The organism is Cryobacterium gelidum (assembly GCF_004403985.1).
GTDB lineage: Bacteria > Actinomycetota > Actinomycetes > Actinomycetales > Microbacteriaceae > Cryobacterium > Cryobacterium gelidum.
This window is the reverse complement of sequence record NZ_SOHL01000015.1, coordinates 23,938-40,516: the sequence shown is the minus strand read 5'-3', so window position 1 is coordinate 40,516 and position 16,579 is coordinate 23,938. Positions and strand designations below refer to the sequence as shown.

General features: G+C 64.0%; 15 protein-coding genes. 13 read left to right on the top strand and 2 right to left on the bottom strand.

Annotated features, from left to right (window positions below):
- Window positions 1-554 precede the first annotated feature (554 nt).
- From E3T50_RS08645 to E3T50_RS08580, 13 genes are all read left to right on the top strand, one after another.
- Window positions 555-1,739, top strand: coding sequence for a hypothetical protein (locus E3T50_RS08645; RefSeq protein ID WP_241982216.1), 1,185 nt, complete (start codon window positions 555-557; stop codon window positions 1,737-1,739).
- 19 nt (window positions 1,740-1,758) lie between these two features.
- Window positions 1,759-2,088: a pilin gene (locus tag E3T50_RS08640; RefSeq protein WP_233200523.1), complete on the top strand. Its 330-nt coding sequence runs from the start codon at window positions 1,759-1,761 to the stop codon at window positions 2,086-2,088.
- A gap of 8 nt (window positions 2,089-2,096) precedes the next feature.
- A complete protein-coding gene (locus E3T50_RS08635) occupies window positions 2,097-2,792 on the top strand; it encodes a hypothetical protein (RefSeq protein WP_134551477.1) in 696 nt (231 codons plus the stop codon).
- An 11-nt stretch (window positions 2,793-2,803) separates the two neighbouring features.
- Window positions 2,804-4,258, top strand: coding sequence for a hypothetical protein (locus tag E3T50_RS08630; protein WP_134551476.1), 1,455 nt, complete (start codon window positions 2,804-2,806; stop codon window positions 4,256-4,258).
- Complete coding sequence (locus E3T50_RS08625; protein ID WP_134551475.1) at window positions 4,255-5,925, top strand: hypothetical protein; 1,671 nt, start codon at window positions 4,255-4,257, stop codon at window positions 5,923-5,925. The genes E3T50_RS08630 and E3T50_RS08625 overlap by 4 nt, the downstream gene beginning before the upstream one ends.
- Complete coding sequence (locus E3T50_RS08620; RefSeq protein WP_134551474.1) at window positions 5,922-7,397, top strand: ATP/GTP-binding protein; 1,476 nt, start codon at window positions 5,922-5,924, stop codon at window positions 7,395-7,397. Before E3T50_RS08625 ends, E3T50_RS08620 begins: the two co-directional genes overlap by 4 nt.
- A 4-nt stretch (window positions 7,398-7,401) precedes the next feature.
- Window positions 7,402-8,466, top strand: a complete 1,065-nt coding sequence (locus E3T50_RS08610; protein WP_166784252.1) for a hypothetical protein — start codon at window positions 7,402-7,404, stop codon at window positions 8,464-8,466.
- 256 nt (window positions 8,467-8,722) lie between these two features.
- Window positions 8,723-8,965, top strand: coding sequence for a glutaredoxin family protein (locus E3T50_RS08605; RefSeq protein WP_134551472.1), 243 nt, complete (start codon window positions 8,723-8,725; stop codon window positions 8,963-8,965).
- Between the two features lie 425 nt (window positions 8,966-9,390).
- Window positions 9,391-10,053, top strand: a complete 663-nt coding sequence (locus E3T50_RS08600; protein WP_134551471.1) for a hypothetical protein — start codon at window positions 9,391-9,393, stop codon at window positions 10,051-10,053.
- 164 nt (window positions 10,054-10,217) lie between these two features.
- Window positions 10,218-10,580, top strand: a complete 363-nt coding sequence (locus E3T50_RS08595) for a hypothetical protein (RefSeq protein WP_134551470.1) — start codon at window positions 10,218-10,220, stop codon at window positions 10,578-10,580.
- 557 nt (window positions 10,581-11,137) lie between these two features.
- Window positions 11,138-11,836: a DUF6998 domain-containing protein gene (locus E3T50_RS08590; protein ID WP_198416605.1), complete on the top strand. Its 699-nt coding sequence runs from the start codon at window positions 11,138-11,140 to the stop codon at window positions 11,834-11,836.
- Window positions 11,837-12,010: 174 nt separating this feature from the next.
- The gene (locus tag E3T50_RS08585; protein ID WP_134551469.1) at window positions 12,011-12,433 is read left to right on the top strand and encodes a hypothetical protein; all 423 of its coding nucleotides are present in this window, start codon (window positions 12,011-12,013) and stop codon (window positions 12,431-12,433) included.
- 614 nt (window positions 12,434-13,047) lie between these two features.
- The gene (locus E3T50_RS08580; RefSeq protein ID WP_134551468.1) at window positions 13,048-13,323 is read left to right on the top strand and encodes a hypothetical protein; all 276 of its coding nucleotides are present in this window, start codon (window positions 13,048-13,050) and stop codon (window positions 13,321-13,323) included.
- Window positions 13,324-14,655: 1,332 nt separating this feature from the next.
- Here E3T50_RS08580 and E3T50_RS08575 read toward each other — a convergent pair.
- The gene (locus E3T50_RS08575) at window positions 14,656-15,480 is read right to left on the bottom strand and encodes an alkaline phosphatase family protein (protein WP_134551467.1); all 825 of its coding nucleotides are present in this window, start codon (window positions 15,478-15,480) and stop codon (window positions 14,656-14,658) included.
- The gene (locus E3T50_RS16615) at window positions 15,473-16,579 is read right to left on the bottom strand and encodes an ABC transporter ATP-binding protein (protein WP_134551466.1); all 1,107 of its coding nucleotides are present in this window, start codon (window positions 16,577-16,579) and stop codon (window positions 15,473-15,475) included. The genes E3T50_RS08575 and E3T50_RS16615 overlap by 8 nt, the downstream gene beginning before the upstream one ends.

Genomic DNA, 16,579 nt, shown 5'->3' with positions numbered 1-16,579 from the left:
GCGAGCGGGAGAGCTGTAGTGCCCAGAATCTCAGGCGAAATAAGGGAGCGTGCGACCGCGTCTGAGAATCTGGGAACGCAGGCGCGAAGCGAGCTACGATGACCGGCCGGAAAGGTCAAACAAGCCCGTGAAAACAGGTCGCGAACGCGGCTCATTATTTGAGGTTCGCAGCGGCGTAGCCGCTTCCGCACAGGTCCTTGCGCTTGCGAACTGGCGAGCACTTGCCAAGGCGTGGGCGACTGCTCGGTCACGGGACCGCTGTTGTGGCCGGGACTTTTTGAGGGCATTTCGTGTCTTCTTGGCGGTGTGTCGCATTCAATGTCGGAGGTGAGCATTACTCTCGACTTAGACGGCAACGACGCCGCACAGAAAGGGAATCGTGACGGTGCACACCCGGTCCGCTCGAACGGATACGACAGCATGGCTGGCAGGAATATGCCCGGCTGTTGCCACAATCCGCCGACGCTCGGCCAACCTGCTGACCGATTCCGTGTCTTGTGTCGTTGTGGTGATTGTCGAGCACCGTATGGAGTCCTAGAGAGGGAGATTTGCTTGTGTCCAGTCAGAATCAGGCAACATCACAGACCACGAACCAGCACACTGACCCACCCGCGAGTACCGTGTTTCGCGGTGCGTCACGTGCCCAGGGCTACATCGAAGCGGATGCCCCCACTCCCGAACGTCCGGTTGTCCCGCTTCCGGAACGCCAAGCTGTCGACGAGAGTGGTGCACCGGCCAGCGCGATGCCGCAGCGGCCGGTAGGAATCCCGTCTGAGCCGGCTCTGGCCGATCTGTTTGGCGGTTCCGATCACGACCTCGGACTGCTCTCCACCGCGCCGCAGGCGCAGGGTGCGCAGCGCGGCCTGCGCGGTGTGCTCTCCCGCCTCGGGCTGCCGATGACGCCCGGACCGGCAGAGCTGGCCGAGCGCGAACAGACGGAAGCCTTGCGGCGGGATGAGGAAACGATCCGGCAGGCAACATGGACTCGCGCGGTGAGCGTGTTGGTCGCCAACCAGAAGGGCGGCGTCGGGAAGACGCCGTCGGCGATCATCGCCGGTGGAGTCCTTGCCGCCGCCCGCGGCGGATCGGTGTGCATCCTCGAGGTATCCGACGACCCCGGCGCATTGTCGTTCCGGGCGGAGGGAAACCCAGCCCGCGGCATGGGAGAACTCGTCCGCGACGTCGACACCATCACCAGCGCCGGGCAGCTCGCCGGCTACACCGCGCCTCAAACCTCGTTCGCGTCCGTGATCGGCACCGTGCGTCGCCGGCCGCGCCTGACCCATGACGATGTGACTGCGGTCGCGGCGGTCGTCGATCAGTACTTCGGCATCCGCATTATGGACAGCGGCAACCAGCCCTCCTCCTCAGCGTTCCAGGGCGCCGTCGATACCGCCGACGCGTTGGTGATTCCGGTGTTCAACGCCGGGGATGCGGTGTTGGAGGCGGTCGCGCTGCTCGATGTACTGCGGTCGGCCGGCGGGAAGGCGGCGAGCTTGGCCGAGCACGCGACGATCCTGCGGCTGACGGATGGGCGGCCGGAGAACCGGCAGGTCGTCGACCGGGTCGATCAGATTATCGCTGACGCGGGTGTCGAGCAGGTGTTCACTATCCCGTATGACCCGCACATTGCCGAGCGCGGGCAGATCACCCTCGGGCATCTCGCCCCGCAGACGCGACGGGCGTTCACCGCAGCGGCGGCGGGCGTCGTGCGTACCCTGCAAGCCACCGTCCGATAGCAGCGAAAGGCGAACCGTCATGCTCACAGAATCCCTGCAGACCCTCGTGGGCACCGTGGTGCGAACGATCGACAATCCGCTCGACGGCATCCTGCCGGACTTCACCATCTTCGGGGCGGAATTCACCCTGCTCTGGCAGAAGCTCCTCGCCGGGGTATGGGGGATCGGCATCATCCTGGCGATCGTGTTCCTAATCATCGGCATCATCAAAATGGCCAGCGCCTCCAGCGGTGGCAACCCCAACGAATACAAAACCGCCCGCAACCAAGCCATGTGGGCTGGTATCTCCCTCGGGGTGCTCGCCGCCCTCGCCGTGATCGTCGGCGCCATCCTCGCCGTCTTCGGATAGGAGCGCTCGTGCACGCGACCGCACCACCCACCCGCCGCACCTGGCCCTGGATCGTTAGCACCGCCATCCTCATCGGCGCACTCATCATCGCCGGCGCCGTCTACTTCGGCAGCCAAGCTGGCACTGTCACACCCACACCCGAGCCGACAACGCCGAGAGCGAGCAGCACGCCGTCGCCGAGCACCGCACCGGTCGACACGGAGCCGACCGGATGCCTCGGCGGTGAAACGCGAGACGCAGCCATGGTCCTCGCTGCGCAACAAGCTGCACCGCACACAAGCACAGGGGCAGTGGAGTACGCCGCGGCCTTCGTACGGTGGCTACACCAGTACCCCTACCCGTCGTCGGACGATGCAGACACTGTCGCGACTAGCGCTCTCGCTGCAGATATTCCGACCAAGGATTTGCGAAAGTTTTTTGCAAACAATCCCAACGTCTCGGGCGGGCTCGTGCCGGACACGACGGAATACTATCTGTCGACCATTCCCGGCGTGTGGCACATCGAATCGGCGTCGAACGATGAAGTCGTCGCCACGATCGGCACGGGGCTCGTCCAACAGGGGGCCATGAGCCCGACGTTGAAAGGATCAATTACCGTGACCGTCCGCTGGGAAAACGGCGAGTGGAAATTTGCGAAGTCTGAAGGGACTCGCACGACAGAGGACTTGTTCTCCATCGGTGCACCCTTTACGAGCGGGTGCTGACAATGCTGGGCATGGCGACCAAGCCCGGCGATGACCCAGGATTTTTCGGGGATCTCGTGGGCGGCATCGGTAATGCCATCAATGGTGCAGCGGGTGTGGTGTCGTATTGGTCGGACCCGTGGGGAAATACCTTCAAGATGCTCCGCGATACGGCGGAGGGGATGAGTCGGGACATCATGCCGGCGTTGACCAGTGCGACGCTTCCGGATCTGACGGCGGACTGGTTCATCAGCGCCTACAAGATTAGCTTTGCTACGGCGATCTTCGTCGCCGTGCTGCTGCTGATCCCGCAGGCCGTGCGAACGGCGCGCGGCGCCCAAGCGGGCCGCGACCTGGTCGAGTCTGTCGGACTGTACTTTGGAACATTTCTAGTCGGGGCCATGTTCGGCCCAATGTTCGGGATCATGCTGATCAACTTCTTCCACTCCCTGACGGACGTCTTCGTCGCCGCCGGCCTGACTGGCACGGCGACGACCGTCACCGTGCAGTTCAGCTCCATGATTGAGCAGGCCGACCCAGTCGGCATCACCGGCGGAATCGTCATGGGCGTCATCCTGATGATCTGCATGATCCTTGCACTCTTCCTGGTGCTGCTCATGTTGTTGGTGCAGCTGGTGACGCTTTACTTCACCGGGGTACTGCTACCGCTCGGGCTGGTGTGGATCATCGATAAGAACAAGCGCTCCTTCGGCTTGAAGATCGCCGCGCTCTGGATTGGGATTCTCGCGGCTCACCCGCTGCTGTTCCTGTTGCTGGGCCTGGCCTTTTCGATGACGGCAAATCAGATCAGCGCGTTTGGCAACAACTTCGGTCTGCAATCGATGGTGTCGCTGATGGTGGCCATCATCGGTCTGCTGATGGCCGCGCTCTCGCCGCTGCTACTGATGAAGTTCGCGCCGATCATTCCCATGGCTTTCGGCGGCACCACCGGTCCGTCCGTGGACGTCGGGAAGCACATCGGCGCCCAGAACATGACCGAAGCCACCGAACGCTACGGCCAACCCTCCACCGCAGAACGGGCCACCTCGACAACGACAAAGGAGTCCACGGATTCCACGACCGAGCGCGTCTCGGAATCCTCGACAGCTCCGGGGAGCCTGTCGGAGGTCATCGGCAACCGCGCCGCTGCGCCAGCCGGCACCGGTGCAGCCGGTGATGGCGTGACGCTCGGTGCCAGCCGGGCAGCGACCGCCACCGCGGGAGCCGCGGGCGCCAGTGCGGCTGCCGGAGCCGGCGCAGGCGCGGCCGCGGCTGAGACCGGGCTCGCCGCCGCTGGGACGGCGGAATCAGCGACCGGCGCGGGCGCGGTCGTCGGCGTCCCGACGCTGATCGCGGCGGCGGGGATCGCCGCCGCGCACAAGAGCATCGAGGCCGTCGGGAAAGGCATGGACATGGTCCAGACCGCCGGAGAGCAGGCGACGGAGTCAATGGATGACACCCCAACCCTGGGAGGAGATCACCCATGATGACGGACCTACGCAATCGTACGGTCATCCGCTATCTAGGCGGGGAGAGCGGGCACCGCTCCTTCTTCGGCGGCACGCACTCCCGCGCCCGCATTATCTTCCTCGCGGGGTCGCTCGTGTTCGGGATGGTGTTCACCCCACTGATCGGCTGGCCCGCCCTCGCAGCGGCAGCAGTCAGTTGCGGGGTGACGTTTCTCGTCACAGCGAAAACACACCGCGGGTCAATCGTCGACCGGCGGCGCAAGCGAGCCCGGTGGAAAAAGCGCACCCGGGCCGGCACGACCCGGTTCGTGCCCTACGAGGTCGGCGCGTGGGACCAGCTCCAGCAAGCCCTCACCGACGCCCGCACCACCAAGGACATGGTAGCCCGGGAGACTGCCGTGGAGGCGGCCAAGGCGGTGGTGGCGATGCGGGCCAATCCGGACGGGTCGGACGGGCTCGGCTGGCTGCAATACGGCAGGGGCGAGCCCGGCATCGCCTGGCACGCCCCGGTCGGGGAGCAAAGCTACCTGTCTGTAACGTTCACCGTCAGTGGTCAGCTCCGGGGGATCGAATCGGCCAGCGTCATGGCGCGCGCCGCCCACGGCTGGGGCGCGTTCCTCGCCGCCCGCGCCGTCCCCTCCGTCCTCGTCCAAGACGTGCAGATCACCACCCGGGTGCTGCCGGCCGATACCGCGTTGCAAGAATTCTGGGTGCTCAACAACCTCGACCCGGCGGCGCCGGTCGACGCGGTCGCCTCCTACGAGGAGGTACTGCGGCTGACTGGGAATGACGCGATGGTGCAACGCCACTTCGTCACCGTGAACTGGCCCCTCACCCCCGTATTCTTCGACGCCGCTCGCAAATACGGCGACGGCCGAGATGGATGGCGGGCGTTGATGCGGCAGGAAATCGCCTCAACCAAACGTGGTTTGACGGAGTCAAAAATCGGCCGGGTGGAGGTGCTGACGGCGCGGCAGGTGGCGGCGGTACTGCGGCATCAGCAAAATCCGTCGCGGCCGATCGACTTCGTCGCTGACGTGCACCCGAACCGGGTCGGCGAACCCGCCGAGGAGGAGTTCTCCGCGCACATCGTTGACAGCATCGACCCGCTCACCGGCCTGCCGGTGCGGTGGTGGCATCGCACTGCCGCGATCCGCGCCGAAGCGCTCGCGACCGCGGCCCGCACGCAGCTGTGGGTGTTGGATCTGCTGATCGGGAAGGACATCCAGTTCATCCGGTCAGTCAGCTTTCACCTTCACCTGGTTCCGGCGTCGGAGGCGAAAGTCGCCGCTCGGCAAGACCTGGTCCGTGACACCGCCGAAGCCCTCTCCCGCAGGGAGGCCGGGCAGCTGGACACGGACGATACCGACGTGCACATGACGGCCGCCCGACGTCGCCGGCAAGATCTCGTGTCCGGGTCGCAGCACCACGGCGCCGTCTGGATCGGGTTCGTGACCATCTCCGTCCGCTCCCGGGAAGAGCTGGCGCGGGCGTCGCGGCAGCTCGAGGAGACCTGCTCCACTGGCCTGGGCATTGAAAGTCTGGACTGGCTCGATTCGTATCAGGCCGCCGCGTCGGGCACGACGTGGCCGATTGGACGCGGCCTGGTCGCGTCGGCGCCGTCGTTCTCCGCCCGCGTCTACAGCCGCCTGGCCGGCAAATCCGACAAGGAGGCCCTCACATGACCACACCCAACGACACCAGCGTATCCCGCTCGAGATTGTGGGCGCTGCCGGTGCTGCGCCGCTTTGCGCCGCCCGCTGAGATTCCCGCTGACGAGGCCGGGGGGATCGACACGGCTGGTAGCCACGGTGCGGCAGAGATTGTGCCGTGGGCGCTGCCGGGCACGGCGTTGCGCACGCAAGCGGCGGCCGCGCGTCGCGGCTTCTACGCTCCGGTGCTGGCTGGCGCACCCACGACGACGCGGCAAGCGGAGATCCTCAACACCGCACTGATCGGGCCGCCGACCGGCACCCGCGGTGTCGTGAACGGGCGGGACGTGTTGTCGCGGACGACGATCTCCCACGACCCCGTCACGGCCTACAACTCTGAGCCGCGGGAGGTGTCGAGTCCGAACGTGATCGTGATGGGCGACGTCGGCGCGGGCAAAAGCTCGCACACTAAATGCAACTACGTCGTCCGCCCGCTCCTGCTGCAGGGGCGGCGTGGGGTGGTGTTTGACAAGAAGGATCAGAACGGGGAGGGCGAGTACTCCAACGTGGTGCGGCATTACGGGTTTGAACCGATCCGGTTCACCACGGACGGCACCGGCACCACCTTGAACCTGCTCGATCCGATGATCGCCCGCGGCACCGGCGTCAAAGGACAGACACGGCTGCTGAACATCGTCACTCGCATCGCCCGCGGCGATCAGCCCCTCAATGAATGGGAAGAGGAGGCCCTCCGTGCGGCGCTGCGCCGCACCGTCGGCCAGGCCCACGGGCGGGTGCCGGTGCTCGCCGACGTGCTGCCGAACCTTGGCCTGGTCGTCGACGATGACGACTACCGCACCCTGTCGGTCACCGCCCGCGACGACCTGCACAAGGCCGGCCTATCCGTGAAGTGGACGTTGAACGGGCTGCTCGACGAATACGCGGGCCTCCTCGACGGCGAAACGTCCGCAGCGGTGGACCTGAGCGGCAAGCTGACATCGTTTGATATTTCCCAGCTGCCCGATGACGGCCCGGCGGTACCGGTAATCATGGCGATTGGGAACATGTGGATGCTGGGCCGGCTGCGCAGCGAACGCACCTCCGCGACGACCGTCGTTTATGAAGAGGGTTGGCACATGATCGGCGGGCCGTCGGCGCAGCTGATCAAAGCCAACCAAAAACTCTCCCGGGGCCTAGGTATCTCGAACGTGTTCGTCATGCACAAAGGCACCGACATCCCCAAGGACTCACCCGGCATGGCAATCATCCAGGAAGCACAAACCGTGGTCGTCTACCGGCAGTCCCGCCCCGAAGACGCCCTCTGGTGCCAGCAAACGTTCGGCTTCGCACCGGAGACGGCGCGCACCATCGAGACGCTGGCAGATGGGCACTACATCTTCAAGTTCGGGTCGCACCCGGAAACGCACGTGGAGCACATCCGCTCCGAGTGGGAGCGGCAGCTGACCAACACCGACGAGGGCCTATCCGTCGGCACCATCTTCTAACATCATGGGCCTGGTCAAACTCCTCGCCGCCAGCCTCACCGGCCTGCTCCTGACCGTCGGCGGCACCGTCGCCCTCTCCTCCGGCACCGGCACCACCTGCGGCCTGACCGCCGTCAACAGAGCGGATGCCTCCGAGCACGCGGCTGTCGTCGGGTATAGCGGCGACCAGCTCGCCAACGCCGCCGACATCATCAACGCCGCCGCCCAGCTCGGCCTCACTGCGCAGGCGCAAACTCTCGGGGTGATGACGGCGATTGGGGAGTCGAGCCTGGTCAACCTCGACCACGGCAACACCGCCGGGCCCGACAGCCGCGGCCTGTTCCAACAACGGGCCACCTGGGGATCCCTCGCGGAGCGGATGGACCCCGCCACCGCGGCACGGCTGTTCTTCCAACGCCTAGTGGCGCTATCGGGGTGGGAGACAATGACGCCGTCGGCGGCAGCATCCGCCGTGCAAATCAACGCCGACCCGGAACACTACGCACCGTTCTTCGCGCCGGCGACCGACGTCGTCACCGCGCTCACCGCCAGTGCCGGCGGCGCCTGTGGTGTCGGTGGAGGGGATGCGGTCGGGCTGGCGCAGCAGCTCGTCACCGCCGCCGACAACGGGCAGCTGCGCGGCCTCGTCCCGGACCACCTGAAGGAGATCCGGTGGATCGCCACCGGGCAAACTGTCCCGGACTGCGGGATCGACACCCGCATCCTGCAGGTGATGGTCCTGGCCGTCAACCAGTTTCACCAGGTCGGCGTCAGCGACATCAACCGCAAATGCACCGGGCAACTCCTCGGCGCCGGCACCCAGTCCTCACACTGGATCAACGGCGGAGGCGGAGCCGTCGACTTCTATTCCCTCGGCGGCCGCAGCCTCACCGGCGCCGACGGCCAGTCCCTCCGCCTAATCGGACTCCTCGACCCAATCATGCCGCCCGGGGCACGGATCGGGCAGGCAGACTGCCGGCGGGAGGCCGGCATCAACTTGGCGCTGTTGCACTTCACCCCGTTCGACGACACCTGCAATCACCTGCATCTCGACGTCGCGTTCACGGCTGATCCGATGACCGTTGGCTAACCGCGCAGCTCTACTCGCGTCAGGGGCGGTGTCTCTTCGTTCGAGGAGCCTGCTGGCCCGGGCGGGCGCTGACCAACGTGCGCACGAAGTGCCGACCGGTGGAACAACTGGGCTCGGCGTTCCCTCCGGTCGCTTATTTCCTCACCCACTGGCCCCACCATCCGGTCCCGCACTTGTGGTCGCTTCCTCCCGGGCACAGCGAACCTCCGCTACCGAACAGCACCACTCCGACAGTGTGAGTGAAAGGAGCCCCGCGATGAACGAAACAGTCGGCATCATTGTCTACACGAAACCGAACTGCCAGCCCTGCAGGATGACCAAACTCAACCTCGACAAGCAGGGCATCAGCTACACCGTCGTCGACCTCACCGAAACACCCGCCGCCCTCACCTACGTGCAAGACGAACTCGGATACAGCAGCGCTCCCATCGTCGTCATCGACGACCACAACCACTGGGCCGGCTTCCGCCCCGACCTCATCGCCAAAATCGGCCACTAACCCCGCGGGCCGATCGACGAGGCCCGCGGCAACAGGGCCACGCGTCTGGCGGTGAAGCGACCAGGAGCGCGCCGCAGAGAGCGACCAGCAGGGTGAGCACCGCTCGGCGCGGGAGCTCGTCAACCTCGGCGTGCTCAACCTCGTGAATCAGCGGTCGCACCTCGGCGACACCGGCTAACACCAGACGCAACCCCGTAAGCACCGGGGAGACCCTGCGGGTGCTCGGACCGCTGCGCGGCCGTCTTTTTCGTTTTTTTGTCTGTCTGGCCGGTCATCGTAGTTCGCTTCCGTGCCTACGTGCCCACCTGCTCGGGCGCGGTCGCAGGCTCCCTTATTTCCCCCGACCAGCCGTGCACTTCGGCACTCCCGCTCTCTATCGATTCTCTTGCCAGCCAGGCAAAAAAATCAGTTGAGCGGAGAGAATCATGCCCCAGTTCCCCATCACCACCCGTCCCGAACGCACCAGCGATGACATAGCAGCCGACCGTAAAGCAGCCAACGCATTCTTCGCCCGATACACGACCACCGACAGCCCCAGAACTCAGCGCGACCGAGACGCCCTCCTCCGGTTCTACAGCTACGACTGGAACCTCATTTGCTGCGTCATCGAAGCCACCGAATGGGCCCGAATCCACGCAGACGATAGCGCCGCGCACCGCGCCGCACGACGAGCTGAACGCGCCGCCGAAGCAGCCCTGAACGACATTCCTGCACGCGTCGATTCCCGCCTACGCCCCTACGTGCACGCCGCAACCATGAAGCGGATGCCGACCCCCGGGGTGACGCGCCGCCCGGTGAGCGAACGCCTCACGGCCCGAGGCCAAGCCGACCGCTTCTGGGCCCTGTGCCAGAATCCCACCGCCAAGTTTCGAGCCGCCGTCCTCAACGACGCCGACCAGCCCTTCAGTCAGTGGCTGCTCCTGCACCCCGGCTATGGGCCCCTGCAGGACGCGCCCGACGGATACGCAGGGACCCTTCGACTGCCCAAGTCGCAACGATTCGTGCCCGGCTCAGTCCGACCCGCAGGAATCAGCTACGACCGTGCACTAGAAATCGCCCTCGCCGCCCTCGACAACACCAGCCACTAACGCCCGGTGAGGCCGCCGCCAGGCGGCGGTCTCACCCGGTGAGGGGGAACATCCCCCTCACACTCCCCGCACAGCGCGACCTTATCCACAGATCGCCCTGATCGCCGGCGGCCGCCGCTTCCCGCGAATTAGCGTCAAGGCCTACCCGTCGCGAAAGGGCCATCATGCGTTTTCTCAAACTTGCCGTCACCACCTACGGACACGACCGCTCCCGGCCGATCATCGGCGCCGACGACGTCTGGATTAACCTCGACCAGGTCGTCTCGATCGAGGAACAGCTCGACAGCAACACCTTCGCAGACGCTGTGCGAGAGGGAATCGCGCCCGAAGAGCACTACCCCTGCGTGGAGCTGACCACCTCGAACGGGAGCACACACCTCGTGTCGCTCGGCGTGTACCCAGATCAGTCCAGCGGCTTCGCCACCCTGACCCGATTCGTGCCCCTGCTCCTTGGTGACAGCGACGATGACGCCCGGCTCGCAGAAATCTTGGACTGCACGCCCTCGGTCAGGGCGCACCGCCTCTAGGTGAGGGTGCCTGCGAATTCATCGAATTCGACGCTAGTCATGCCAGCCGACGCGCGGAGATCTGACGCTATGAATTCATCTGGTGGAGTTTGTCGAAACCTGGACCGAGACCGGTCCGGATTCGCGAATGTTCACGGTTCGACGCCGACCAACGACGACTGAGAATCTAGCAGGGCGCACCAGCGAGGTTCCAGGCAGGACGTGCCGGAGTCAGGAGAAGCTACCTTGGGTCACTCCCAGCGTTTCAAGTGAATGGGGTGGTAACCGCGACCGGCGCCGATCCGGTTACCTTTCGATTAAGAGTATGGCTCTATCAGGGGTTTCTGCGGACTACCGGCATCTTCGATCTTCCTTGATCAAGGGTGCTTTTTGCTGTCATCTGTTTTCGTTGGTTGTCGCTGAATCTGCGGAATAGATGCGGGGTTCGACGGCAGTCTCAGGTGGGCGCGCTCGGCCCTATTCTGATCCCAGAACCCATCGTTTCGGTCAGTTAGATACCCACTGAGCACGACTTCTGACAACGTTCGGCGCCGCTACAGTTCGCTAGGCTCGACGCCATGCTGCTCGATGACGACACGATTACGCCCACAGCTCTCGCCGAGGACCTCAGAGTGGATCCGCGTCAGGTGCGTGGGTGGCTTCGCGCAAACGGAATCCGCTCAGAGGTAGAACGGTGGCAGCGTTGGAGCCTGACCCCCGATCAGGCTGACCTCGTCCGCAAACACTTCGGCAACGCAGGGGCCGTCGAGGCAGAATCGCGACCGGCCTTCATCGGGGAGGGCTGGACCGTCGGACAGCTGCTTGGCACATATGCCTCAATACTCGAGGAACTGCGCAAGCGCGGTCTTGTTCGGACGAACAACGCTCCCGTCGGTGACCTGGCGGAGTATGCGGCAGGGATTGTGTACGGAGGTGTGCTGGCACCGAATTCTGAGAAGGCCTACGATCTGATCGCATCAGACGGCCGACGCATCCAGGTCAAGGTTCGTAACATTCGTCCTGAGACGAGCCCGTCGGCTGTCTTTTCCGTGATCCGCTCATTTGGATTCGACGCGTGCATTTTCGTGCTCATCGACACTCTGAATGATCGGGTGCAGGGCGCCTTTGAGTGGACTGCTGCTGAGGTTCAGGAATTCGGAGTCCACCGCGAGCACACCAATGGAATCGCGATCCGTGTCGGCCAGGCTCGCCGGCACGGTATCGATCTCACGGATCAGGTCGACGAAGCATGGCGGGAGATGCTGGCATCGGTGTGAACCTACTCGTGGGCCTCAACTGTGACGGAAGTCCGGAGGATGCTCACGAGGGGCAGTGCAGTTAGCGGGAAGTTCGACCGGCCGATGGCGATCCAGCCATGCGCACGGCCAGCCTCACCACGGCTATTTCCCTGACTTCCAAAATTTCCGACGTCGTAGTGTCAAACTTTCAAGATGACAGCCGATGCCGAATCGATCCCACTCCTCGTTACTCTTGGTCACTCCGGTGACGGTATGTTCAACCTTCGCTTCCCACCGGAGTATAGGGACGAGATTCTGTCCCTCCTCGATGACAACGGCATCGAACACGGCACCATCATGGAGTTCTCCGCGGGTACAGACCTGGCAATCGAGGCCGTGAAGTTTCTCGGTGCGGGCGGAGGGCTGGTGGCCATCTCATTGATGATCAAGACGTTCGTGCAACGGCACAATGGCAAGCGAGTCATCCTCAAGCGCGGCGAGTTTGAAATAGAGGTTGCCGGCTTCTCGGAGAAGAAAACAGAGCAGTTCCTTCAGACGATGGCGACTGAGCAAGCTCAGCGGGACGCTGAGTGGCGCCGGGTGGTCGGAAAGATGCCAGTGGACGAAAACGACTGACCGGTCACCGTATGAGCCACGGCGACTGGTGTTCCTGATCCTGGAAGCAGGTGATTCCGCAAGGGGTCCGATGCCTTGGACGCTGGCCCGGCCGCGACGCCCAGAAACGACCGATTGCGGGCTGAAGTAATGCGCCTCACGTCTGGGATAGCGGGGGCGCGTTCGTAGTCCTCGCGAAGGAGGTCAGTATGCCAGACTTCGAGCGTGATCTCAGATTCCGTGCCGTGGCGAGAAGAGCTGCTTAAGGTAGCTATCGCGCTGGAACGACGGGCTGAACTGAAGCGGTGGACAACAAGGACTGGGTTCCTCGTCGAGCGTGACCTCATGGTCGGCATGTTCACCATCCGGCGCCTGATCGAGTCCGCGAAAACGTCGTCACTGCTGCCACGCGAACGACTGTCCTTCGGGATGCATCCTCTGACGGGTCGTGTTCCCGGGATCTATGACCGGTGGGCGTACTGGGAGTACTACGACATGGATTCGAAGCGCCAGACCGAGTTAACCGTTCAGGAGCTGGTCAGCTTGTTCATTCACTCCTTCGTTCTCGAGTTCTATCCTCAATCGGAGCATGGACCAGCGACGATCTGGGTCGTGTCTGACCATGATCGGCATAAATGGCTCTACTCGATCTCGTTCGCGAGGGTCGCCGCGCTCTTCCGGAGAGTTGGCAACGAGGACGTTATTACCAGTACGCCACCGACGCGCAGAACGGCGACGTCGACCACGCTGCCCCTACCCAGAGCATCACCATCACACTGTCTTTTCCCGACCGAGCTGCACACGGCATCAACGCAGCCGCGCTGATTCGCAGCATGATCGACGCCGGACTAGGCCACTTCTGGGAAGGCGACCAAGACGACGTAACCGCCACATCAACCGCCACGCCCTAACCGCAGGGCCGACCCCTCACGGGCTCGGCCGCGAGGGGGATGAAACCCCAGCCCCTTGTGCGCTGGCAGGTGGGGCACTTACGATTGCGCCATGGACTACTTGATTGTGTTGGCAGTCACGTTCCTGGTCGTCGCGGTGGTCCTCGTCTGGGGTGGGATCCATTGGCGCCGGACACGGAGGACCTCGCGTGATGACCTTGTCCGCGCCGGCGGCGATGCGCATGTGAGTTCGTATCGGGCGTCTCGCCGAGCCGAGGGCGACGCGGCCTGGACTCGAATCGGCGGCGGCGGCGGCGGAGTTTGATCGTGCCCGGTTGACTCGATGGACGAACTGAACTGCGACAGCTGCCAGTAAATCAGCTTCGCATAACGGTAATAGAGACCTGTCGAGCCCCTCGAGCTGCCTGCCGTCCCTGTCCGCGTTGATCGCCCGTAGATGGCGGGGAAGCGCAATGTTCCGGTTCCGCGACCGATCAAGGGCACCGAGTGCGAGATCTTCTTCGGCAATATCGCGCCCGAACGTGGGTGGACTGATTTCGCCGTTGCCAGCGGAAGCCGCCAGAACGTGACCGGGCGGGGCTGCTGCTATTAGCCGTCTTGTTAAGAGCAGGGCACCAAGTCGGGTGCCCGGCCGCTGCGCAAGCGTAGTGATGTGCCATCGCCCGAAGCCTTTTGGCGTCGTCTTACAAATGGGGCTTAACGTCCGGGTCCCACTCGCGAAGATGACCGCACCTGCGACTAGCCACAGCACCGCGGAGCCCATGATAATCAGTCCCAGCGGTACTGAGGCCAAAAATGCGACAGCGGCTACGATCCCGATCACCACGTAGGTCAGGATAACGATGACGCACGCGGCGAGGATATCGGCGAGAGGGCTCCACCTTACGAGGATGACCATCCCATTGCGGTCCGTCGACCCATAGACCCCCGCGGCGCAGCATGCCGGTGAGGATCGTCATCAGGGCCAATGGGAAAGCGACGATCGCCACGGTGCGGATGTGACTAAGCCGCGATCCGCCGCCCTCTACAGGTCGGCCGGTGGATCGAGGCTTATTTCCGGCCGACCTGTGATCGGTGCGCATGGCACTGGATCAAGCACCCAACGAAGCTGGCCTGCGACCCTATGCACGACGCCTTAACCAGAATACTTCAGCACAGTATCCTGAGCGACGCGGTACCTTTTGGGGTGCCGACACGTTCGCCACCGTGCATAGAGCACGCCTCCGCCACGGCGCAGCACTTCACGCCCGACGAGGTTGATGAGGGTCGGCGCACCATCTGGGACGGGACACTTGACGTCAGGCGAGAACTGTTGGAGCAGACCACAGCCGATTACCACGTTGGCAAAGCTGCCCGAGAACCGGTGGTGACCCGAACTGAGACGGACGCGATCTCTGCGGAATCGCGCAGCTCGTACTCCAAATTTGGCTCCGAACACGCGATCCAGACCTGCCGCTCGACGAGGCTGTCGCCGCCGTGCCCGCCTGCATCGACATGGCCATGGTCAGTCGTGACAATCACAATCCACTCGTCGCTGTCCAGTCGTGCGTCAATGGCATTGAGGAGCTTGCCGAGATGTGCATCGCAGCGACGGATCGCAGTCTCATACTCACCGCCCACCCCGAACTCATGGCAGGCCTCGTCGGCCTCACCAAAGTAGACGAACGCGGCGCGGACTGGCTCGTCGGCGAGGCGACGGACGGAATATTCCGCGACCGCCGCATCCGCACGGATGTAATCTTCGACCGTCTCAGGGCCGCACTCGGCCACGAAACATTCGACCGTTTCAGGATTAACGAGTGGGCCGCATCCGACCCGGCTCGCCAGAGGAGCCCAGGACACAGCGGCGAAGAGCTCCGAGGTGGGCCGCCGCCGGAGGATGCGCGACAGGAAATCTGGCGCATGGATGCCGTCGCCGGGCGGCCTCTCATTGCACACCACACCGTGTTCGTCGCTCCATAGGCCACTCAAGACGGTGGCCCACATTGGTCCGGAGACCGTGATGTTGCGTGGGTCCACCAGCGGCGTGGCAAGGAAACCGCTCGCAATGACGCGATCGAGAGCCGGAGTGGGAATGCGCGTAAGCATGTCGAGCCGCACACCGTCGATGCCAACGAGGAGCAGCCTGTGAGGAGATTGTGTCGGCGTCTCAGACACGGCTGACCGCCAGAAGTGGCGCCGCCCTGTCCATTAGAGTGCCGTCCACGAAAACTGTGATGTCCTCAGGTCTCACCAGAACGATAACCGTGTCACCCTCAACGAGTCTGCGTGCTACCTTCGCGGGCACCTGTGCCACGACCTGGCGAACTTCGAGTGAGTCCGCTTGCCCGCAGAGCGTCAGCTGAAGCGTGCTCGTCGCCCCGAGGAAGATCATCACGTCGACGCGCGCCGCCACCCCGCTTGCGTCTTTCCCCGGCAACTGGACGAAGACGTCCTCACTGCGAAAAGTGCACTCTACCCTGGTGCCATCCACCACTGGCGAATCGATCTCAAATAGTCCGTGCCATTCGAGCAGTCCCGCGTTCGCCTCGACCTTCACGACCGAGCGCGAGCCGATGAACTTCGCTGCATGCTTCGTGCGCGGCTTCAAGTAAATCCCCTCTGGCGTGTCGACTTGCTCGATCTCGCCCTGCCGCATCAGCACAACCTTGTCCGAAATGGCGAGTGCCTCCGACTGGTCATGAGTCACGAAAATGGTCGTGATCCCGACCGCGCGCTGGATGGCCCGCAATTGGTCGCGAAGCCGGGTGCGCACGAGTGCGTCGAGGGCACTCAGAGGTTCGTCGAGCAGCAGTACCCGAGGTTGCGGGGCAAGCGCACGGGCGAGCGCGACACGCTGCTGCTGGCCGCCCGACAGCTGATTCGGCCGCTTGTGCTCATGCTTCTTGAGGTCGATAAGTTCGACCATCTCGTCAACTCGGGACTCGATCTGCGCGCGCGGAATACGCATGACGGTGAGAGGAAAGGCAATATTCTGTCGCACACTCATATTGGGAAACAGGGAGTACTGCTGGAAGACCATTCCAATTGGGCGTTGTTGAGGGGTTAGTGCCGTCACATCGGCGCCATCGATGAGGATGCGACCACTCTCGATGCCGTGCAGCCCGGCGACCGCCCGCAGCAGGGTGGTCTTGCCGCAGCCGGAAGGGCCGAGCAGCGACACGAATTCCCCGTCTTCGATGTTGAGCGATACGTCATTCAATACGACGTTGCCGGCATACGACTTTGTCACGTGATCAAGTGAAACTGTTCCCAC